This is a genomic window from Achromobacter sp. ACM02 (assembly GCF_014851605.1).
Lineage (GTDB): Bacteria > Pseudomonadota > Gammaproteobacteria > Burkholderiales > Burkholderiaceae_B > Achromobacter > Achromobacter aegrifaciens.
This window is the reverse complement of the sequence record NZ_JACUZY010000001.1, coordinates 1-21,326: the sequence shown is the minus strand read 5'-3', so window position 1 is coordinate 21,326 and position 21,326 is coordinate 1. Positions and strand designations below refer to the sequence as shown.

At 65.5% G+C, this 21,326-nt stretch carries 15 protein-coding genes and 1 pseudogene; 12 read left to right on the top strand and 4 right to left on the bottom strand.

Annotated elements, in window-relative coordinates:
* Positions 1–7: 7 nt before the first annotated feature.
* Entirely contained in the window at positions 8–976 is a 969-nt protein-coding gene (locus tag IB258_RS00080; RefSeq protein WP_054456528.1) for a LysR substrate-binding domain-containing protein, read from the bottom strand.
* A 92-nt stretch (positions 977–1,068) separates the two neighbouring features.
* On the opposite strand from IB258_RS00080, the gene IB258_RS00075 reads away from it, so the two are divergent.
* A complete protein-coding gene (locus IB258_RS00075) occupies positions 1,069–4,680 on the top strand; it encodes an ABC transporter ATP-binding protein (protein WP_192351954.1) in 3,612 nt (1,203 codons plus the stop codon).
* Here the strand turns inward: IB258_RS00075 and IB258_RS00070 are convergent.
* On the bottom strand, positions 4,652–7,234 hold the full coding sequence (locus IB258_RS00070) for a penicillin G acylase (RefSeq protein ID WP_192351953.1): 2,583 nt from the start codon (positions 7,232–7,234) through the stop codon (positions 4,652–4,654). The genes IB258_RS00075 and IB258_RS00070 overlap by 29 nt on opposite strands.
* Positions 7,235–7,386: 152 nt before the next feature.
* Here IB258_RS00070 and IB258_RS00065 point away from each other — a divergent pair, with 152 nt between their 5' ends.
* A complete protein-coding gene (locus IB258_RS00065) occupies positions 7,387–8,316 on the top strand; it encodes a LysR family transcriptional regulator (protein ID WP_054456525.1) in 930 nt (309 codons plus the stop codon).
* On the opposite strand, the gene IB258_RS00060 is transcribed toward IB258_RS00065, so the two are convergent.
* Complete coding sequence (locus IB258_RS00060; RefSeq protein ID WP_175162573.1) at positions 8,294–9,721, bottom strand: MFS transporter; 1,428 nt, start codon at positions 9,719–9,721, stop codon at positions 8,294–8,296. The two genes, IB258_RS00065 and IB258_RS00060, sit on opposite strands and share 23 nt — an antisense overlap.
* A 15-nt stretch (positions 9,722–9,736) precedes the next feature.
* On the opposite strand from IB258_RS00060, the pseudogene IB258_RS00055 reads away from it, so the two are divergent.
* Positions 9,737–10,428 (top strand): annotated as a pseudogene (locus tag IB258_RS00055) (TetR/AcrR family transcriptional regulator).
* 31 nt (positions 10,429–10,459) lie between these two features.
* Here IB258_RS00055 and IB258_RS00050 read toward each other — a convergent pair.
* Positions 10,460–11,368: a LysR substrate-binding domain-containing protein gene (locus IB258_RS00050; RefSeq protein WP_054456522.1), complete on the bottom strand. Its 909-nt coding sequence runs from the start codon at positions 11,366–11,368 to the stop codon at positions 10,460–10,462.
* A 139-nt stretch (positions 11,369–11,507) separates the two neighbouring features.
* Between IB258_RS00050 and IB258_RS00045 the strand changes: the two genes are divergently transcribed.
* From IB258_RS00045 to IB258_RS00005, 9 genes are all read left to right on the top strand, one after another.
* Complete coding sequence (locus tag IB258_RS00045; protein ID WP_192351952.1) at positions 11,508–11,903, top strand: RidA family protein; 396 nt, start codon at positions 11,508–11,510, stop codon at positions 11,901–11,903.
* Position 11,904: 1 nt separating this feature from the next.
* Positions 11,905–13,047: an NADH:flavin oxidoreductase gene (locus IB258_RS00040; RefSeq protein ID WP_192351951.1), complete on the top strand. Its 1,143-nt coding sequence runs from the start codon at positions 11,905–11,907 to the stop codon at positions 13,045–13,047.
* Between the two features lie 52 nt (positions 13,048–13,099).
* Positions 13,100–13,612, top strand: a complete 513-nt coding sequence (locus IB258_RS00035) for a sigma-70 family RNA polymerase sigma factor (RefSeq protein WP_054456519.1) — start codon at positions 13,100–13,102, stop codon at positions 13,610–13,612.
* Positions 13,609–14,577 (top strand): FecR domain-containing protein, encoded by a 969-nt coding sequence (locus tag IB258_RS00030; RefSeq protein ID WP_192351950.1) that lies wholly within the window; start codon positions 13,609–13,611, stop codon positions 14,575–14,577. The genes IB258_RS00035 and IB258_RS00030 overlap by 4 nt, the downstream gene beginning before the upstream one ends.
* A 239-nt stretch (positions 14,578–14,816) precedes the next feature.
* Complete coding sequence (locus IB258_RS00025; RefSeq protein ID WP_225590231.1) at positions 14,817–17,195, top strand: TonB-dependent receptor; 2,379 nt, start codon at positions 14,817–14,819, stop codon at positions 17,193–17,195.
* A 56-nt stretch (positions 17,196–17,251) separates the two neighbouring features.
* Positions 17,252–18,142, top strand: coding sequence for a LysR family transcriptional regulator (locus tag IB258_RS00020; protein WP_054456516.1), 891 nt, complete (start codon positions 17,252–17,254; stop codon positions 18,140–18,142).
* A gap of 243 nt (positions 18,143–18,385) precedes the next feature.
* The gene (locus IB258_RS00015; RefSeq protein WP_192327254.1) at positions 18,386–19,369 is read left to right on the top strand and encodes a DUF1852 domain-containing protein; all 984 of its coding nucleotides are present in this window, start codon (positions 18,386–18,388) and stop codon (positions 19,367–19,369) included.
* 27 nt (positions 19,370–19,396) lie between these two features.
* On the top strand, positions 19,397–20,425 hold the full coding sequence (locus IB258_RS00010; protein WP_125472632.1) for a methionine synthase: 1,029 nt from the start codon (positions 19,397–19,399) through the stop codon (positions 20,423–20,425).
* 73 nt (positions 20,426–20,498) lie between these two features.
* On the top strand, positions 20,499–21,008 hold the full coding sequence (locus tag IB258_RS00005) for a flavin reductase family protein (protein WP_054456513.1): 510 nt from the start codon (positions 20,499–20,501) through the stop codon (positions 21,006–21,008).
* Positions 21,009–21,326 lie beyond the last annotated feature (318 nt).

Sequence of the window (21,326 nt, the reverse complement as noted above, 5' to 3'; positions counted from 1 at the left end):
CGCGGTCTCAGCGCCCCGCGTCCGCCAGGTTCTGCCAGGCGCCGGTGCTGCGCCCCTCTTCCGCCAGGAACTCCACCAGCGTCGGCAAGGCGGCGTCCATCGGCCGGTTGGCCTGGATCCGCATCACGTAGCCCCAGGAGCCCGGCATGCGCAGGTGCGGCACCAGGGGCACCAGCCGGCCGCTGGCCAGTTCCTCGTCAATCAGCGGCGCGCGGCCCAGCGCGATGCCGACCCCGGCAGCCGCGGCTGCGGCGACCGTGCTCAGGCCGCTCAGCACCATGGGTTCCTGCCAGTCGGATTCGGCCAGGCCCAGCCGCGGACTCCAGGTGCGCCAGTCGGTCTCCGGGCTGTCGACGTGCTTTTCCTCCAGCCAGCGATGGCGCAGGAACACGCCAGGATCGCCGCGCTCGGCCGGATCGACCAGCGACGGACTGCACACGGGCACCACGGTTTCGGTCATCAACGGGATGTCGCCGGGCTCGGCGATATGCGGCCCCATGGCGCGCACGTGCAGGAACGCCAGGTCGATGTCCTGGCTTTTCCAGGCCGGGTCCTGGCTGGCGTGCAGGTACACCTGGATGTCGATGCCGGGATGCAGCTCGATGAAGCGTCCGATGCGCGGGGCCAGCCACATGGCGGCCAGCGACGGGTTGGCGGAAACGTTCAGGGTATTGCGCCGTTTGCCCCGGGCGGAGGCCCGCACGTTGCGGCAGGCGGTCTCCAGCAGGGTCAAGGCCTGTTGCACGGATGCCAACAGGTCCGCGCCCGCCGCGGTGGTTTCTGCGCGGCGCACCGTGCCGCCGCGGCGCAGCAGCGCCACCCCCAGGTCCGCCTCCAGCGCCCGCAGTTGATGGCTGACGGCGCTCTTGGTCACGTGAAGTTCGGCGGCGGCGCGGCTCAAGCTGCCCAGGCGGGCTACGGCCTCGAAGGCGCGCAGGGCCGCCAGGGGCGGCGTGTGGTTGGGAAGATCGGCCATGGGTCAAGTCTAGCTCAACCCTAGATTGAAAAACTATCGCTATCGCCGGGTCGCGGGATCGGGGACCATGCAAGCACTGAAAGGAGTTTGCTATGTATTTCGATTCGCGCCTTTGGCAGTTGACGGCGGGCTTGCGCGCCAGCATGGCGGGCGGCATTTTCCTGGGCCTGCTGGCCCTGGCCGCCGGCATCGCCCGTTACGTGTTCCTGGGCCAGTTGCTGGCCCGCGTATTCGATGGCGCACCGTCGCAGGACTGGCTCGCGCCGGCGCTGTGGGCCGCCGCCATGGTGCTGCTGCGCGCCTTCCTGGACCATTGGCGCACCGTGCAGGCCAACCGCTGCGCCGCCACCGTGCAGCATGCGCTGCGCGCCCGGCTTTATGACCGCATCGTGAGCCTGGGCCCGGCCTGGTTCGCCAACCAGCGCACGGGCGGCGTGATGCTGACGGTGGTCGACGGAGTCGAGCAGTTGCAAGCCTTCTTCGGCCAGTACCTGCCGCAAGTCGCGATCGCCGCCGCAGCGCCCTTCGCCATCTTCGCCGTGATCGCGTTCTGGGACGTGCCCACCGCGCTGGTGTTCCTGGCGGCGGCGCTGTTCGCGCTGTTCGGCCCCATGGCCGTGCACATGCTGGACCGCCGCGCCAGCCTGGCCCGCAGCAAGTCCCTGAACGATTTCGGCGAGGACTTCCTGGACGCCGTGCAGGGCCTGCCCACGCTGAAGTCCTATGGCCAGGGCAAGGCCTGGGGCCAGCGGCTGGCCGCCCGCGCCCGCAGCCTGTCCGACAACACCTTCTGGGTACTTTCCGTCAGCCTCTTGACGCGCGGCATCAGCGACCTGGGCGTGGCCCTGGGCGCGGCGCTGGCGCTGACGCTGGGCGCCTGGCGAGTGGCTCACGGCGACATGAGCGTGGAAGCCCTGCTGATCGTGCTGATGGCCGGCACCGAGATCTTCCGCCCGCTGCGCGACCTGCGCTCGGTACTGCACCGGGGCATGCTGGGCCAGTCGGCCGCCGCCAGCATCCATGCGCTGACGGATGCGCAGCCGCTGACACCCGCCCCCGCCGCCGGCGGCAAGACCCCGGGCCGGCTCGCGCCCACCATCGAATTCGACAACGTGGCGTTTTCCTACACCCCCGAGCGCCGCGCCCACCAGGGCTTGAGCTTCCGGATCGCCGCGGGCGAACGCGTTGGCGTGGTCGGCCCCAGCGGCGCCGGCAAGTCGACCATCGTGCGCCTGCTGCTGCGCGAATGCCTGCCCCAATCCGGCAGCATCCGCATCGGCGGCCATGACGTGAACGAACTGGATACGCAGGCGCTGCTGTCGCACATCGCGCTGGTAAGCCAGGACATCACGCTGTTCCATGGCACCATCGACGACAACCTGCGGCTGGGCCGCCCCGGCGCCACCCACGAACAGGTGCGCGCCGCCGCCCGCGCCGCCAATATCGACGACTTCATCATGGCGCTGCCCGAGGGCTACGCCACCCGCATCGGCGAGCGCGGCCTGCAGCTGTCCGGCGGCCAGCGCCAGCGCGTGGCGATCGCCCGCGCGCTGTTGCGCGACGCGCCCATCCTGATCCTGGATGAGGCGCTGTCGTCGGTGGATACGGAAAACGAAGCGCTGATCCAGCAGGCGCTGGACCGCCTGATGGCCGGCCGCACGACCTTGATCCTGGCCCACCGCCTGGCCAGCGTCATCGGCGCCGACCGCTGCCTGGTGCTGGACCAGGGCCGGGTCGCGGAGGAAGGACCGCACGCAGAACTGATGCGGCAAAACGGCCTGTACTACCGCCTGATGCACGAACAGGCGGCCGCGCACCGCAATCCGTCGGCGGGATCGCCTGCCTCCGCCGCTGCCGTCCCCGCGGAAACGACCGACCGCAAGGCCTCCGCCGAAGAGTCCGGCGCGCAAGGCCCGGCCCTGCGCTCGCTGGACGCGGACGCGGTCCAGGTCGGCTGGCGCGCCACGCTCGGCACCCTGCTCTCGGTGGTCCGGCCGTGGCGCGGCACGCTGACCGCCACGATCCTGCTGGGCGTGGCGCGGGTCGCGGCCTACATCGGCGTGGGCGTGTTCAGCGCGCTGATCGTCGCCGCCATCCGCGACGGCCGCGACTACTCGGCCCTGATAGCGGGCCTGCTGGTCGCCGCGCCGCTGGCCGCGCTGTTCCACTGGCTCGAATCCTGGCTGGCCCACGCCATGGCGTACCAGCTGCTGGCCGACATGCGGGTCAAGCTCTACGACAAGCTGGAGCGCCTGGCCCCGGCTTACCTGTTGCAGCGCCGCTCCGGCGACCTGGTGGCGCTGGCCACCCAGGACGTGGAAATGGTGGAGTACTTCTACGCGCACACCATCGCCCCCGCCATCGTCTCGGTCCTGGTGCCGCTGTCGGTGCTGGGTTTCCTGGGCATCTACAGCTGGCCGGTGGCGCTGGCGCTGCTGCCCTTCCTGGCCTATGCGCTGGTGTCGCCGGTGCGCGGACGCCGCAAGGTCGACGCCCTGGGCGACAAGGCGCGCGAGGCGCTGGGCGAGATGAGCGCCCACACCACCGACACCATCCAGGGCCTGGCCGACCTGACCGCCTTCCAGGCCACCGGCCGCCGGCGCGATGAATTCCTGCGGGTGGCGGACCATTACCGTACGCGCCGCCTGGACATCCTGGACGACCTGTCGCGCCAGACCGCGGGCTTTGAAATCGCGATGGGCCTGGGCGGCCTGGCGGTGGCCGTCGTGGGCGCGCTGCAGGTATCGGCCGGCGCGCTGTCGGCCGGCATGCTGCCTTTGCTGGTGCTGATCGCCCTGGCGACCTTCTTGCCAGTCTCCGAGATCTCGCAGGTCAGCCGGCAATTGGCGGACACCATCGCCGCCACCCGCCGCCTGCATGTGGTCGCCAACGAGCCCGAACCCGTGACCGACGGACCGCTGCCGGCGCCCGTCTCCGCCCACGGCCTGTCGCTGGCCTTCGACCACGTGAGCTTCGCTTATCCAGGCAAGACCGCGGACACCTTGCGCGACCTGAGCTTCAAGGTGCCGGCCGGCGCCACCGTGGCGGTGGTGGGCGCATCGGGCGCGGGCAAGAGCACCGTGGCCAGCCTGCTGCTGCGCTTCTGGGATCCGCGCGCGGGACAGGTCAAGCTCGATGGCGTGGACCTGCGGGAACTGCAGCTGGACGGCCTGCGCGAACGCGTAGCGCTGGTGACGCAGGACACCTATCTGTTCAACGACACGCTGGAAGGCAACATCCGCCTGGCCCGCCCCGAAGCCAGCCCCGAGGACCTGGCGCGCGCGCTGGAACAGGCTGCGCTGGCGGACTTCGTGCGCGCCCTGCCGGAAGGCCTGGCGACGCGCGTGGGCGAACGCGGCATGCAGCTATCCGGCGGCCAGCGCCAACGCATCTCGATTGCCCGCGCCTTCCTGAAGAACGCGCCCGTGCTGATCCTGGACGAAGCCACCTCGCACCTGGACACCTTGTCGGAAATGCAGGTGCGCGGCGCGCTGGACGTGCTGATGCGCCATCGGACCACGCTGGTCATCGCGCACCGCCTGTCGACGATACGCGATGCCGACCTGATCCTGGTGCTGGATCGCGGCACGCTGGCGGAGGCCGGCACGCACGACCAGTTGCTCAGACGGCAAGGGGTCTATGCGCGCCTGGCCAGCCACCAGGGCGGCTACGCCGTCAATAGCGCAACGTCTCTACCGACTTAGCGTTGGCGCGCACTTCCGCATCCGTGAACCAGACCCGCTTGTTGCCGAAGCTGGTGTACAGGTCGAACTGGTCGCGGATGTGGGGCGACGGCGTGCCGTCCGGGGCGACAAAACCGCTTTGCCCCGGCGCCACCACGTCCACCGCGCGCACGCCTTTGCCATCGAACACCGTCATGTTGTTCTCGGTGCCGCGGTTCTGCGTGGCCGGAAAGCTCAGCACCGCCTTGTCATCCGCCTGCGGCACGCCCAGGAAATTCTTGGGCGCGAACACCATGGGCGGCGCGGGTATGCGCCAGCTTGCCGGATCCTGGCCGTAGGTCTTCTGCAAGGCCGCCAGCGCATCGTCCAGCGCGGCCAGGCTCACGTCCCGCGGCCGCTGGCCATTGAAGAAGTCGTACTTCTGCGGCACGCCCGAATCGCGGCCGGCCAGCGCATTGAACAGCGCCTTCACCCCCACCGTCAGGTTGACCGAACCCGTGGCGGGCGCCGCCTGCGTCGGATAGCCGGTGGCGCTGTACCACTTGAAAAAGTCCGCGGGCATCTCGTCGGCCAGCGTGCGCTTGAGCATGGCGCGCAGCCAGGCGTCCATCACGGCAGGTCCCGCGTTGTCGTAGTAGCCGGCCTGCTTGTCGCTGGTGGCCATGCCGTCCCAGGACGCCAGCCCCGCAACCAGCCCGGCCCGCGCATCGTCCGCCGGCAAGCCCTGCACCGCCTGCTGCAGATACGGCAGGAAGTGGCGGCGGTTGACGTCGGCATAGCTGGTGGTGCGGATCAGGTCCCACATCTGCTGCGCGCTGACCTTGCCGCCGTTGGCCGTCATGACTTTCAGGCGGGTCTCGATCTCGGCGTAGCGGTCGGCCTGGCCCCACACGATGGCGAACAGGTCAGTGGACGGATAACCGCGCATGGGCTGGTTGTTCCAGTTGGCGATGAAGCCCTGGCGCGGGTTGTAGACCTGCGGATTGGTCGAGAACGGCAGCATGCCGTCCCAGTCCATCTCGCCCGTGCCCGGCACGGGCAGGCGCGGATCATGGCCCGGACGACGCTTGGGATAGAAGCCCGTGTGCGCGTAGCCGATGTTGCCCTTGTCGTCGGCGTAGTACCAGTTGATGGTCAGCGCGTGGCGCGCCGCCTGCTGCTTCCACTGGTCCCAGTTGCGCGACTGCGCCTTGTGGGTCCAGGCCATCAGCGATTGCAGCTCATAGCCTTCCCAGGCGCGCGCCTTGGCATAGGCCACGTGCTGCTTGTCGTCGAACTTGGTGACGATGCCGTGCACCGTGCGGTACACGTCCATCACCACCGGCTGCCCATCCTTGACCTCGATGAGCTCGGTGCGCTTTTCCATCGTCTTCCAGACGCCGTCGTGGAAGTAGCGGGTGCGGTCGTTCGGGTCGAGCTTTTCGGCGTAGATGTCCACGTCGTCGCCAAAGCCCGCGGTCGAGCCCCAGGTCACGTGCGCATTGTGGCCGAACAGGATGCTGGGATAGGCGAACGGCGTGTTGCCCACCACGTCGAAACCCGCGCCGTGCAGGCCAATGCCGTAGGTGTAGGCGGGATTCCACCAGCCGAACTGCGGCCCGTTCAGCAGAATGGAACGAGCGTCCTTGGCGTGGTCGCGGCCCACGATCCACATGTTGCTGGTGGTCGGAAAACCGGCGATGCCCGGCTGCCCCGATTCCGCGAACTGCGCCAGCAGGCGCGCCGACGCGGCCGCGGGCGTCTCATCCAGCGCGCCGCGCGTCTGCGGATCGCGCGCCACGCGTTCCAGCATGGGCGGCGTGCCGTCGTAGCGCGGCAGCGCATAGGACAGCCTGGCGGACGGCTTGGCGCCATCGGGCCGGTACACGCCCTCTTCCTCGGGCACGGTGGTGGGCGCGCGGCTGTCGGTCATCCAGCGCAGCTGGTTGAAGATCTGCATGGCGCGCTCGTCGCCATGCTGGTCCTTCAGGGCAGTCAGCAGCGCCAGGTTGTCGATCTCGCTGTTGGCATCGGAAAAACGATTGGCCATGGTGCCCACGAACACCATCGCCACGTCATAGACCGTCCAGTCCGCGGGCTGGAAACGCAGATCGTTGAATTCCTTGGGCATCAGGCTGCCGGGCTCGGCCCGCACCCGCGCGATCCAGGCGTTCATGCCGGCCGCATAGCCGTCCAGGATCTGCCGCTCGGATGCGGGCAGCGCGGCCAATTGGCGCTGGATGCGCTCGGGCGAGAAATTGCCGCGGATGGATTTGTCGAACGCCACCATGGGCTGGCCCAGCACCTCGGCCACGCGGCCCTGGGTACTGCGCCGCGCCATTTCCATCTGGAACAGGCGGTCCTGCGCCACCGCATAACCGTAGCCGTAGAAAATGCCGTACACGGTGTTGGCGTACACATGGGGCATGCCATAGCCGTCGCGCCGGATCGTGACCTGGCCGCTGGCCGCGCCGGCCGGACGCAACGCGGCCTCGGACTGCTTCTGATCGTGCTGCTGGACTTCCTGGGCATGGGCTTGGGCGCCCATGGCCGCGCAGGCCGCGAGGATGGCGGCCGACAACAAGTGCTGCTTCATTCGAATCTGTCTCCGTATTTGACGAGCCGCGCCGCGGTGCGAGTCCCGGGCACGGTTTGCGGCGCCTCTGCGGGCGCCGTCTGGGACCATGATACGAACAGCCTATTTATAATTCCAATGCATTTATTTCATAGTATTTATGCGGCTTGGACATGGATTTCCAGAAACTCAAACACCTGCTGGCGGTGGTCGAACACGGCACTTACTCGCGCGCCGCAGAGGCGGTCAACCTGTCGCAACCGGCGCTCAGCCGCAGCATCCAGGCGCTCGAAGCCGAACTGGGCCTGCCTCTGCTCGACCGCGGCACCCGTCGCGTGCGCCTCACGCCCTACGGCGCCTGCGTAGCCGAACGCGCGCGCCGCATGCGCTTCGAAGAAGCGGAGCTGCAGCGCGAACTGAAAACACTGCACAGCGGCGAATCGGGCACGCTGTCCATCGGCCTGAGCCCGGCGCCCGCATCGCTGCTGCTGTCGCCCTTCCTGGCCCACATGGCAGAGCGCCATCCCCAGGTACGCGTGGGCGTCGAACTGGGCGCCACCGCCGCCTTGCTGGAAATGCTGCGCGACGAACGCATCGACGCCATGGTCTGCGACGCCCGCATGCTGTATGACGCGGCCGACCTGGAAACCCGCGCCCTGCCCCCGCTGCGCGCGGGCCTGGTGTGTCGCAAGGGCCATCCCATCCTTGCCCACAAGCGGCCCGGCATAGAACAGGTCCGCCAGTACCCCGTGGCATCCACCACTCTCAGCCCGGAAGTCTCGCTGCGGCTCGCGGAAACCCTGGGGCCGGGCGGCGCGCCGGAACAAATGGTCACCCACCGCTGCGAGAATCTGGACGCGCTGGTGGAACTGGCGCTGCGCACGGACGCCTTGCTGCTGGGCGTGATCTGCGTCACGCGGCAGCAGCAGGAAGCCGGGCTGCTGGTCGAAGTGCCGATCCCGTCCGACCCGCAGCGCCAGGGGCACTATGCGCTGGCCCGGCTGGCGGGGCGCACTCCGTTGACGGCACAGGATGCGCTGTATGAGTTCACCCGGGAATGTTGGAACGGATTCTTGGCGCCTATCGGCGCGTCGCCAGCCTGAAAAGGACGAAGCTGAGCAGCGCAGCCGCAATGTTGTAAAGCATGGCCGCCGCCAGCGCGCCTCCGTAGATCGATGCGCCGTCGCTGGCGGGCAAGCTCCCCGCGGCCTCAAGCATCGTGAAGATGACGCCGCCCACTACCGCCACGCCCGCGGAAGTCCCGACGACTTGCAAGGTGCTGAGCATGCCGGAAGCCATGCCGGCCTGTTCCTCCTGCACCGCCCCCAGAATGGCGTTGAATGCCAGCGGGATCACCAGCCCTTGCCCCGCGCCATTCAGCACCAGTGACGCCACCAACAGCGCCAGATTCTGGGGCTGCGTGGCGGCGGTAACCGCGGACAGCGCCAAGCCCGCGGTAAAGACCAGCACACCGAACAGCAGCGCCCCGCGTCCATAGCGGGTGGCCAGTTTCGGACCGGCAAGCGACGCGCCAAAGAACGCCAGCGCCGAAGGCGTGAACACGGCGCCCGCCGCCAGCGGCGCGAACCCCAGCCCGAACTGCAACAGCAGCGTCAACGCGAAGAAGAACGAACTGATGGCTGAAAAAAAGAAAAACACCGCGCCTATGCCTGCCACGAATGGCCGGTTGGCAAACAAGCCCATATCCAGCACAGGCACGCCACCGCGCCGGGCCAGCGCTTTCTCATAGCGGACGAAATACGCCAGCACACCCAACGCCAGCACGGGCCCCGCAAGCGACCACCAGGGCCATCCATGCTCTCGTCCCTCCATGACAGGCACCAGGATCAGGGCCAGCCCGGCAGCGCCCGCAAGCGCGCCGCGCAGGTCCACCCGCGTCGGAACCGGCGCGCGCCATTCGGGAAGCGCCCGCCGCCCCGCCAGCAATGCAGCAATGCCGATCGGGACGTTGATGAGAAACACCAGCCGCCACCCCAAGTCCAGCGGATTCAGCGTGATGAGCATGCCGCCCAGCAACTGCGAAATGCTTGCGGCCACGCCCTGCACCGCGCCCATGATGCCGAACGCGCGCCTGCGCGCCTCGCCCTCGAACACCACTCTTATCGAAGCCAGCACTTGCGGCATCAGCACGCCCGCTCCCACGCCCTGCAGGGCGCGCGCCAGGATGAGCTGCCACGGCGTGACCGCCACCCCGCATAACGCCGAAGCCACGGTGAACAGCCCCATGCCGGCCAGGAACAAGCGCCGCCGCCCGAACAGGTCGCCCAAACGCGCGCCATTGATCAGGCACAAGCCATAAGCCAATGCGTAAGCCACCACGATCAGCTGCAAATCGGTATCCGATGCCGACAAGCCGCTCTGGATGCTGGGCAATGCGACATTGACGATGAAGAGATCCAGGATCGTCACGAAGTTGCCCGTCAACAGCACAGCGAGGGCGCGCCAGGGGCGGTTCTTTTCAGCTTGCAGCGCAAATTCAGCGTTCATTCTTCACATTTATATATGTACGATCGTATTTATAGTATCGTGAAAGAATGAAACCCGTGCAAGCAGAAAAACAAGGTCCGATGAAACCGTTGCCCCCCTCTCCCCCATCCGATGGCCGCCGCTTGCGCGGCGAGCGCGCGCGAGCCCGCGTGCTCGACGAAGCCGTAAAGCTCCTCTCCGTCGAAGGACTGGGCGGCCTGACCTTCGGCCAGGTGGCCGACTTGGCTGAAGTGGGAAAAAGCAATCTTCAGGTTCTGTTCGGCGACAAGGAAAACCTGCAACTGGCGGCCTTGGCCCATGCGATAGGCCTGTACCAGACCCAGGTTGTCGAGCCAGCCATGCGCAAGCGCACGCCGCTGACGCGGCTGCGCGCCCTGATGAACGGCTGGTTCGACTTCGTGGAAACCCGCCAGCTTCCGGGCGGCTGCGTCATCACCGCGGTAAGCAGCGAATATCGTGCGCGTCCCGGCCCCTTGCGCGACGCCATCCAGCAATACCGCGAAGCAGGACGCACGCGTCTTTACGGATTGATCCGCGAGGCCCGGGCGCAGGGACAAATCGCAGCCGACGCCGACGAGGCGAAACTGGTCATGGAGCTGCTGGCCTACCAGGCATATGCCAACGTCGCCGCGTCGATGGACGACCATGCGGAGTTCGGCCGCGCCAAGGCGGCTGCCATGGAAGTGCTTGCAAAAGCGGCTCGCTGACAACGGCGAACCCGGGTTCCGGCCAGGCCGCCTACGCTTTCTTGCGGCCCGGTTCTTGCGCCGCCGCCTGCATGCTCAACCAATGCGCAACCGCCTGGACAGGCGCCGAGGGCGGCCGGTCGGCGGGCATGGCCAGATGGTAGGTATGCCCGGCGATCTCCGGGCCGAAGGGCTGCACCAGATGGCCCGCTTCCAATTCTTCGGCGATCAACGCCAGGCTGACCAGCGCCACGCCATGGCCGGCGACGGCGGCCTGTATGGCGTGGCCTTCATCGGAAAAGCGCAACTGGCCCGCCTGCCGCGGCAAGGAACGCTGCGCGACCGCGAACCAGCGCTCCCAGGTCGGATTGTCCGGATGGGACCACTTCCAGTTGAAACGGATCAAGGGCACGCCGGCCAGATCGTCCGGCGATGCCACGCCCAGCCGCGGATTCGCCACGGGCGCGAAGCGGTCCGTGAACAGCGGCTGCGCGACGAGGCCCGGATACGGCCCGCGGCCATAGCGGATCGCGATGTCGACCGCGGCCGATCGCAGATCGACCACGTCGTCGCTGGCTTGCAACTGCAGATCGATGCCCGGATGCTTGCTGCGGAAATCCGCCATGCGCGGCACCAGCCATTTCACCGTGAACGCGTTGGTCGCGGAGATGGTCACCTGCATCCGCGTGCGCTGCTGCGTCAGGCGCGCCAGCGCCGCCTCGAAGGCATCGAAACCATCCCGCAGCACAGGATAGAGCTGCGCGCCCGCCTCGGTCAGCGACACCCTGCGCACGTGGCGATCGAACAGCGCCAGCCCGGTCTGCGCTTCCAACGCGCGGATCTGATGGCTGACGGCGGTCGGCGTGACGGCCAGTTCCTCGGCGGCGGCCTTGAAACTGCCCAGGCGCGCAGCGGCCTCGAATACGCGCAGTCCAGAGAGCGGAAGAGATCGGCGTTGCATGGTAATGGATGAGATTTTCTCATCTTATAGCTGATAAATGAACCTTTGTCAGCGTCCCGGCAGATTCCTACATTTACGGCATGGACCAGCGATTCTCGCGCTGATTCACAGATCAACCATAAATGAAGGAAATCGCATCATGCTACAGCGCGTCATCACCCAGCCCGACAACTACGAACCCTTCCTGCTGTCGCAAGGCATCCAGTTCGGCAATCTGCTGTTCATCTCCGGCCAGGCTGGCGCCGGCGATGACGGCAAGATCGTCGAGGGCGGCTTTCTGGCCCAGGGCGAACAAGCCTTCCTGAACTTGCGCCGTGCGCTCGAAGCCGGCGGCTCCAGCCTGAAGGACGTCATCAAGGTGACCATCTTCGTCACCGACATGGGACATTTCGAAGACGTGGTGACGCTGCGCCGCCGCTTCTTCTCGGCCCCCTACCCGGCCGACACGATCGCGGAGATCAAGGCGCTCTACGACCCGGCCGCCATGATCGAGATCGAGGCCATCGCGGCCGTCCGTCCGCAGGAGGGCCGTTGACATGGGCGCGCTCGACTATCGTACGAACGACGCGGCGCAGGCCGGACTGTTCACGCCGCTGCAGCTGGAAAGGGGCCTGACCCTGGCCAATCGTCTCGCCGTCGCCCCCATGACCCGCGTCAGCGCCACGGAAGATGGCCGCGCTACGCCGCAGATGGCCGATTACTACGCAGCCTTCGCGGCCGGCGGCTTCGGCCTGGTGATCACCGAGGGCATCTATACCGACCGGGCGCATGCGCAGGGCTACCTGTTCCAGCCCGGCCTGACCGACGACGCCCAGCGTGACGCCTGGCGCGCCGTGGTCGACCGTGTACATGCGCACGGCGGCCGCATCGTCGCGCAGCTCATGCATGCGGGTGCGCTGTCGCAGGGCAACCCATACCGCGGCACGACGAAGGGTCCCTCGGCCGTACAGCCCAAGGGACAGCAGATGGCGTTCTATCGGGGCGATGGGCCGTACCGGACGCCTGAAGCCATGTCGGACGAGGACATCGCGGAGGCCATCGACGGCTTTGCCCAGGCCGCGCGCCGGGCGCAGGAGGCCGGCTTCGACGGCGTCGAGATACACGGCGCCAACGGCTACCTGCTGGACCAGTTCCTCACCACCCACACCAATCTGCGCACAGACCGCTATGGCGGCAACCTGGACAACCGGCTGCGCTTGACGCTGGAAGTCATCCAGGCCGTACGCCAGGCTACGGGGCAGCGCTATGTCGTGGGCGTGCGCAGCTCCCAGGGCAAGGTCAATGACTTCACCCACAAGTGGGAAGGCGGCGAGGCGGATGCGGCGCAGATCTACCGCACGCTGGGCGCCCAGCCCATCGACTATCTGCACACGACCGAGTTCGAGGCCTGGCGTCCGGCTTTTGGAGATCAGGGCCCAAGCCTCGCGGCATTGGCGCGGCGGCACGTCGCGGTCCCGGTGCTGGCCAACGGATCGCTGCATGACCCGATGGCGGCCAACGGGATGATGGCGCGGCAGGAAGCGGACTTCGTTTCGCTCGGGCGTGGCGCGCTGACACATTCCGATTGGCCCGCAAGATTGCGCGCGGGCGCGGCGCTGGAGAGTTTTGATCGGGGGTTGCTGGCGCCGATTGCGGATCTGGCCAATGCGGCGCGGCATCGCGAGGAACGCCCGGAATGATGATCCTATACAATTAGCAATCATTCCCATTAGCGTTTGAACGGAAGCCCCCTTGCCCAGCGCCGACTTTGCCTCCTCCGACGACTTCGTCAGCCTGTATCGAGAGCATCACGGCTGGCTCGTGCAGATGCTGCGCCGCCGGCTCAGCGGCAACACCGAAAACGCCGCGGACCTGGCGCACGACACCTTCGAACGCGTCATGCGCAGCGAGTCGCGCGCGGCGTTCGCCGAGCCGCGCGGTTTCCTCACCACCGTCGCCAAGCGCCTCCTTATCGACCAGTCGCGCCGCCGCGCGGTGGAACAGGCCTATCTGGAAACGCTGGCCTCGCGCAGCGAGGCCGTCGAGCCCAGTCCCGAAACGCATGCCCTGGTGATGGAGGCGCTGAACGCCGTATGCCGCATGCTGGAGCAGTTGCCGCCGCGGGCGCGCCGGGTCTTCGTGCTGGCGCAGGTGGAAGGCCTGCCCTACCGCGACATCGCCCAGCAGCTCGACATTTCGGTGGCGGCCGTGCAGCGCGACATCGTCAAGGCCTGGGAGCATTGCTACGCGGTGCTGTACGCATGAGCGCCGCCCAAGCCGAACGGCTGCATCCCGACATCATCAAGCAGGCGGCGCTCTGGATGATGCGGACCGGGGACGCGCCCGATGCGGCCACGCAAGCCGCCTGTGCGGCATGGCGTCAGGCAGACGCGCGCCACGAACTGGCTTGGCAGCGCCTGCAGGGTATCGGGCGCGAGGTCCACACCATCAACACCGGCAAGGTGTCCGAAGGCGCCGCCAGCCAGACCATCCTGCGTTACTGCGAGCAGCGTTCGCGCCGCAGCGTCATGAAATGGGCCGCGGGCGGCATCTGCCTGGGCACGCTGGCATGGGCGGGCGCGCGCGAAGGCTGGTGGGAAGGCAGCACCGTCTATCGCACCGCCACCGGCGAGCAGCGGACCATGACCCTGCCTGACGGCACCCTCCTGACGCTGAACACCGACACTGCCGTGGCGTTGCGCTACGACGCGCAGCAACGCCGCGTCACGCTGCGCAGCGGAGAAATCCTGATCGCAACGGGCGCGGATGGCGCCGGACGCCCCTTCAGCGTGCAGACCCGGCACGGCCTGCTCACGCCGCTGGGCACGCGCTTTACCGTCCGCCAGCTGGACGACAGCGATGGCTCGACGCGGCTTGCCGTCTTTGAAGGGGCTGTGCGCGTGGATCCCGCCGGGCGGGTCGTGCATGCCGGCGAACAGGCGGAATTCGACGGACGCACGCTGGCCCCCGCAACCCGTGTCGACGGCACGGAGCCTGCCTGGGCCGCCGGCATGCTGGTCGCGAACCGCATGCGGCTGGACCAGTTCCTCGCGGAACTGGGGCGCTACCGCGTCGGCATCCTGCGTTGCGACCCCAGGGTGGCGGACCTCGAAGTCACCGGGGCGTTCCGCATCGACGACACCGACCGGGCGCTGGAAGTCCTGGCCGGCGTGCTGGACCTGAGGCTGCGATACCGCACGCGCTACTGGGTCAGCGTCGATCGCGCCTGACGTGCAGAGCCTCAGCCTGGGCGGTCTTCCAGGAAATTTGTAACGACGGCGAAGATTTTCGGATGTGGTTCGTTAGACATAGAGACAGACCCGAGGCGCCCGCGGTCTGGCCTTACCCATCGACGAACCAGGAAGCCCTCATGGCAGCACGCCATACACCCTCTACTCTTGCCGCGCCCCAGACCCCCGGGGCAGTCCCGGCGCGCTTGCGCCTTGCCGTCCATCTGGCCTTGGCCGCAATGACCCCGCTCGCCGCGCCCGCCGTGTCCTGGGCCCAGCCCGCGGCCGCGCAAGGGGTCGCCTTCGCCATCGCCCCCACGACGCTGGACGAAGCGCTGGGCCAGTTCGGCGTCGCCGCCAACGTCACCGTGGCCGCGTCGCCGACACTGACCCGCGGGGTGATGACGCAAGGGCTTACCGGCCGCTACACCGCGGAACAGGGCCTCACGCGCCTGCTCGCAGGCACGGGCCTGCAAGCCGTGGCCAACGCCAACGGAGAGGGTTATCACCTGCGCCGCATTCCGCAGGGCGACGCGACCACGCTCGCGCCAGTCACGGTGACCGGCATGGCCGATCCGGCCGTCACCGAAGGCACGGGCAGCTATACCAGCGGGTTCGTGACCATAGGCAAGGGCGAGCAGACCCTGAAAGAGATTCCGCAATCGGTCACGGTGGTGACGCGCCAGCGCATGGACGACCAGAACGCCAACACCCTGGACGACGTGCTGGCCAATAGCACCGGCATGACGCTCTACAAGAGCCCGATGGGCGGCAACTACGTGTTCTCGCGCGGCTTCCGCGTCGACAGCTACCAGTTCGACGGCGTCAACCGCGCGTTCTATTACCCCCAGGCCAACAGCTTCACCAGCAGCACCGTGATCCTGGACCGCGTCGAAATCATCCGCGGCGCCACCGGCCTGTTGCAGGGCGCCGGCTCGCCCAGCGCCGCGGTCAACCTGGTGCGCAAGCGCCCGCTGGCCGAAAACCAGGTGCAGTTGTTAGCCAGCGGCGGCTCCTGGAACAACTACCGCGCCGACATCGATGCGACCGGCCCCTTGAACGCGTCGGGCTCCCTGCGCGGACGCGCCGTGGCCAGCTACAACGACCGGGACTACTTCTACGACAACGCCGACAGCCGCACCGGTGTGCTGTATGGCGTACTCAGCTACGACCTGGGCCCCGCCACCACCTTGACCGGCGGCGTCAGCTACGAAGAACTGCGATCCACGCCGTTCTTCCACGGCCTGCCCCACTACACCAACGGCGACGACATCGGGCTGAAGCGTTCGACCTCGCTCTCGCAAGACTGGAACCGCTGGAACGGCAAGCAGACCACCGTGTTCGCCGAGCTTGCGCACCGCTTCAACCAGGACTGGTCGCTGAAACTCACCGGGACTTCCACCCAGGAGTCCAACGATTCCAAATACGCCTTCACCGAAGGCGCGGTCAATCCGGCCACCGGACTGGGGCCGACGATGTACGCCGGCATCTTCGATTTCTCCACGCACAACAAGGCGCTCAACCTGGATGTGGACGGCGCGTTTGAGGCCCTGGGCCGCAAGCATTCGATCAGCGTGGGCGCCAGCATCAACGAACTGACCAGCAAGAACGATTTCGCGACCGCGCGACTGAACCGCGCCGTAAACGTCTGGGACCCGGATCACCATGTGCCCGAACCCACCGACGACTGGCTGCGCGAGAATGCCTACCGCGGCGCCGCGACCGTCATCACGATGAAGCAGACCGGCGTCTACGGCGTCGGCCGCTTCAAGCTGGCCGATCCGTTGACGCTGGTGGCGGGCGCCCGCGTCAGCTGGTACGAGAACACCGGCAAGTACCGCGACGACGGCAAGCAGTACACCGACCCCTACAAGGAAAACGGCGTCGTCACACCGTACGGCGGCCTGATCTACGCCTTCAATCCCCAGTGGTCCGGCTATGTCAGCTTTGCGGAAATCTTCGAGCCGCAGAACGCCGTGGACGCGTCGGGGCAGATACTCGACCCCATCATGGGCAAGAACTACGAAGCCGGCATCAAGGGCGAGCTGCTCGACGGCCGGGTCAACGCCTCGGTCGCTCTCTTCCGCGTCGACCAGAAGAACCGCGCCCAGCAAGACCTGGTCAGCGCATGCACCGTGGGCGACATCTGCTATCTGTCCAGCGGCAAGGTACGCAGCCAGGGCGTGGACGCCGAAATCAGCGGCGAGGTGGCCCCGGGCTGGCAGCTGTTTGCCGGCTACACCTTCAACACCCTGAAGTTCCTGGACGACACCGAGGTATCGAGCACCAACTTTGGACGCACGGTGACGCCCAAGCACATCCTGCGCCTGTGGTCCGACTACCGCCTGCCCGGCGAATGGTCGGCGTGGACCTTGGGCGGCGGCGTGAACTACCAGACCGGCAGCTACACGGAAACGCGCTCGGTGCGGGTCTCGCAGGCGCCTTACGCCGTCTGGAATGCACGCATCGGCTACAAGATCAACAAGAACTGGTCGGCGGCATTGAACGTGAACAATCTGTTCGACAAGACCTACTACCAGACGATAGGCGCGCCGGGCTGGGGCAGCTTCTACGGCGAGCCCCGCAACGCGACGCTGACGGTGCGCGGGACCTTCTGATAGAGCGAAACGATTAAGTAAAATGGTTTTATCTCAATAAACCATGAATTTTTATCATGCTTGATCGTGTCCATCTATCCATCGTGCAGGAGGTCGAAAAGCAGGGTTCGCTGACTGCCGCCGCAGGCGTCCTGCACGTGACGCAGTCGGCCCTGAGCCACAGCATGAAAAAGCTGGAGCAGCAACTGGGCACCGACATCTGGCTGCGCGAAGGCCGCAGCCTGAGGCTCACGCAAGCCGGCCAATACCTGTTGGCGGTGGCCAACCGGGTATTGCCGCAACTGACCCTGGCCGAAGAACGACTGCGCCAGTTCGCCCAGGGAGAACGCGGGTCGCTGCGCATCGGCATGGAATGCCATCCCTGCTATCAATGGCTGCTGAAGATCGTCTCGCCGTATCTGGCAGCCTGGCCGGATGTGGACGTGGACGTGAAGCAGAAATTCCAGTTCGGCGGCATCGGGGCGCTGTTCGGCTACGAAATCGACCTGCTGGTCACGCCTGACCCGCTGAACAAACCCGGGCTCGTGTTCGAGCCCGTGTTCGACTACGAACAAGTGCTGGTCGTCGCCGGCAACCACCCTCTTGCCCGGGAGGAGTACGTCACTCCCAAACAGCTTGCCAACGAAGTACTGGTGGCTTATCCGGTGCCGGTGGACCGGCTCGACATCTACAACATGTTCCTGACGCCGGCCGGCATCATACCCAAGCGCCACAAGGCCATCGAGACCACCGACATCATGCTGCAAATGGTCGCCAGCGGCCGTGGGGTGGCGGCGTTGCCGCGGTGGCTGGTGCTGGAGTACGCGGACACGATGCATGTGGTGCCAGTCCGCTTGGGCAAGAAAGGCATTGCCAAACACATCTATCTAGGTGCACGCGAGGCAGATATCGGCATCGACTATCTGCGCGCATTCATTGAACAAGCGAAAAAGCCTGCCACGGCTTGATTCGCGGCTGCGGCTGCTCGTCAGGAGGTCTGATCTTCCGGCAGATCGACCGCGCGCTCATCCATGAATTAGACTAATTGATCCATTAGATCAATTCACTTTTATTCATGGATTGCCCGACATAAACTACGCCCCCTGTACCGCCAAAGTCAAGACTGCTGAACAAAGAAAGAAAACAGGCAGCGCTGGAAAAGCAGGAAATAGACGCGGGTTTTATCTCAGGATTCAGGGCAGCAGAGCACCATGAGTAAAGAGTTTGCATTTGCCATCAAGAGCATATGTTTCGATGAGGACTATCGTCCTTCAGACAATACGCGGATCACAACCAACTTCGCCAATCTGGCCCGGGGCACGAGTCGCCAGGAGAACCTGCGCAACACCCTCCGGATGATCGACAACCGCTTCAATGCCCTGGCGCATTGGGACAATCCCAAGGGCGACCGCTATGCCGTCAACCTTGAGATCATTTCCGTCGAGATGAGCATCCCCGGCGCAAGCAGCGGCAATGCCCTCCCCTTGATCGAAATACTGAAGACGAGCATCGTCGACAAGAAGACCAACGAACGCATCGAAGGCATCGTCGGGAATAACTTTTCCTCGTACGTGCGGGACTATGACTTCAGCGTGCTGCTGCTGGAACACACCAAGAACCAGCCGGTATTCAGCGCTCCAGAGAACTTCGGAGACCTGCACGGGAAGCTGTTCAAGTGCTTTGTAAATTCAAGCACTTACAGGCAGCACTTCAGCAAGCCGCCCGTCATATGCCTGAGCGTATCGAGCAGCAAGACCTATCATCGGACTGAAAACCAGCACCCTGTACTGGGCGTTGAATATCAGCAGGATGAATATTCCCTGACTGACGAATATTTCAAAAAAATGGGCATGAAGGTCCGCTACTTCATGCCGCCGAACAGCGCCGCGCCTTTGGCTTTTTACTTTTCCGGCGATTTGCTGAGCGACTACACCAATCTGGAGCTGATCAGCACCATCAGCACGATGGATACCTTCCAGAAGATATACCGGCCAGAGATCTACAACGCGAACTCCGCGGCAGGAAAATCCTACCAGCCCAGTTTGAAGCATCAGGATTATTCCTTGACCCGGATTGTCTACGATCGAGAGGAGCGTAGCCAATTGGCTATCGAGCAGGGAAGGTTTGTCGAGGAACACTTCATCAAACCGCACCAGGCGATTCTTGAGCAGTGGTCCGCCAACTACCCTCTTTGACCAATCAAAAATATCAAGGCATCTATTGTGAAAAAATTGCTCCCTACTTCCACTGCCGGCAGCTTGCCTAAACCCTCCTGGCTTGCTGAACCCGAGAAACTCTGGTCGCCCTGGAAATTGCAGGACGAGGGCTTGGCCGAAGGCAAGCAGGATGCGCTGCGTCTGTCGCTGCAGGAACAGCAGCACGCCGGCATCGATATCGTCAGCGATGGCGAACAAACGCGTCAGCATTTCGTGACGACGTTCATCGAACACCTGGAAGGCGTGGACTTCGAGAACCGCAAGACCGTCAGGATCCGCGACCGCTACGATGCGAGCGTGCCGACGGTTGTGGGCGCCGTGGCGCGCCGCAAGCCGGTGTTCGTCGAAGATGCCAAGTTCTTGCGCCAGCAGACCAAGCAACCGATCAAATGGGCCTTGCCGGGCCCCATGACGATGATCGATACGCTTTACGACGGCCACTATCAAAGCCGCGAAAAGCTGGCGTGGGAATTCGCCAAGATTCTCAATCAGGAAGCCAGGGAGCTGGAGGCTGCGGGTGTCGACATCATCCAGTTTGACGAGCCCGCATTCAACGTGTTCTTTGACGAGGTGAATGATTGGGGCGTGGCCACGCTGGAAAGAGCCATTGAAGGGCTCAAGTGCGAAACCGCCGTCCATATCTGCTATGGCTATGGCATCAAGGCCAATACGGATTGGAAGAAGACGCTGGGATCGGAGTGGCGGCAATACGAAGAGGCTTTTCCCAAGCTGCAAAAATCCAGTATCGACATCGTCTCGCTGGAATGCCAGAACTCGCGCGTCCCTATGGATCTGATCGAACTCATCCGGGGCAAGAAAGTGATGGTGGGCGCCATTGATGTGGCAACCAACACCATTGAAACTCCCGAGGAAGTCGCCGACACCCTGCGCAAGGCGCTTCAGTTTGTCGATGCCGACAAGCTCTATCCTTGCACCAACTGCGGCATGGCTCCCTTGTCCCGCGCAGTCGCACGAGGCAAGCTGAGCGCCTTGAGCGCCGGCGCGGAAATCGTCCGCCGGGAACTCTCGAACTGATTCCCAGGCGGAAATGGTCGTCGCGCGGCTCGCGACGACCAAATCGAGCTGCACCCAGTATTCAACCCCCACTATGTCACTTTCCAGTACTGCGATCGAGCCCAGGCGCTTTCGCGAAGCTCTCGGGCACTACGCGTCCGGCATCACGGTAATCACATCGCAGATCGAAGGCGAGCCGATAGGCTTCACCTGCCAGTCATTCCACAGCGTTTCGATGAATCCGCCGTTGGTGTCGTTCAATGTGATGTGCAGTTCGGCCAGTTATCCCAAAATTCGCCAGGCGGGTCGATTCGTAGTCAATATTCTCTCCGACGAGCAAGTCAGGATTTCCAACCAATTCGCGCAGCGCGGCACGGACAAGTGGCACGACGTGGACTGGCAGGAATCGCCGCTGGGTAACCCGATCATTGCCGGCAGCCTGCATTGGCTTGATTGCGAGATTTATGCCGAACACGCCGCAGGCGATCACCTGATCGTGATTGGCGAGGTGAAAGCGTTGGATCTGCAAATCGCTGCTTCCACGCAGCCATTGCTGTATTTCAAAGGGCAGTATCGGAATATCGCCGCGCATGGCGCGATATAAGGTCTCGCCTCCTCCGCCCGGACACCGGCTTACAGCATCTGCCCATGAACGGGGTCTGAAGCCACCGCATTAGGCGACTGCAGCCGAGGCAGCCCGGAGCCATCCGAAGCGCAGCCCCCTTTGGGGCGAGCATCGGAATGGCGCAGGGCAGCCTCGGCGGCTAAAGAACGCCGACGTCCGCAAGCCCGAGACCCTGCCGCTTCGGTGTTGTGAGGCGGGGTTCTTGAGTCGCCGGCGTCCGGACTGCGGGATTCCGATGCTCGCCCCGGTGGGGCTGCGCTTCGGATCCCTCCGTCCGGCCCCCGCCTCACGGCATCT

Coding starts and splice junctions, on each gene's coding strand:
- IB258_RS00080 (WP_054456528.1), bottom strand. CDS start 976: ATGGCCGATCTTCCCAACCACACGCCGCCCCTGGCGGCCCTGCGCGCC.
- IB258_RS00075 (WP_192351954.1), top strand. CDS start 1,069: ATGTATTTCGATTCGCGCCTTTGGCAGTTGACGGCGGGCTTGCGCGCC.
- IB258_RS00070 (WP_192351953.1), bottom strand. CDS start 7,234: ATGAAGCAGCACTTGTTGTCGGCCGCCATCCTCGCGGCCTGCGCGGCC.
- IB258_RS00065 (WP_054456525.1), top strand. CDS start 7,387: ATGGATTTCCAGAAACTCAAACACCTGCTGGCGGTGGTCGAACACGGC.
- IB258_RS00060 (WP_175162573.1), bottom strand. CDS start 9,721: ATGAACGCTGAATTTGCGCTGCAAGCTGAAAAGAACCGCCCCTGGCGC.
- IB258_RS00050 (WP_054456522.1), bottom strand. CDS start 11,368: ATGCAACGCCGATCTCTTCCGCTCTCTGGACTGCGCGTATTCGAGGCC.
- IB258_RS00045 (WP_192351952.1), top strand. CDS start 11,508: ATGCTACAGCGCGTCATCACCCAGCCCGACAACTACGAACCCTTCCTG.
- IB258_RS00040 (WP_192351951.1), top strand. CDS start 11,905: ATGGGCGCGCTCGACTATCGTACGAACGACGCGGCGCAGGCCGGACTG.
- IB258_RS00030 (WP_192351950.1), top strand. CDS start 13,609: ATGAGCGCCGCCCAAGCCGAACGGCTGCATCCCGACATCATCAAGCAG.
- IB258_RS00025 (WP_225590231.1), top strand. CDS start 14,817: ATGACCCCGCTCGCCGCGCCCGCCGTGTCCTGGGCCCAGCCCGCGGCC.
- IB258_RS00020 (WP_054456516.1), top strand. CDS start 17,252: ATGCTTGATCGTGTCCATCTATCCATCGTGCAGGAGGTCGAAAAGCAG.
- IB258_RS00015 (WP_192327254.1), top strand. CDS start 18,386: ATGAGTAAAGAGTTTGCATTTGCCATCAAGAGCATATGTTTCGATGAG.
- IB258_RS00005 (WP_054456513.1), top strand. CDS start 20,499: ATGTCACTTTCCAGTACTGCGATCGAGCCCAGGCGCTTTCGCGAAGCT.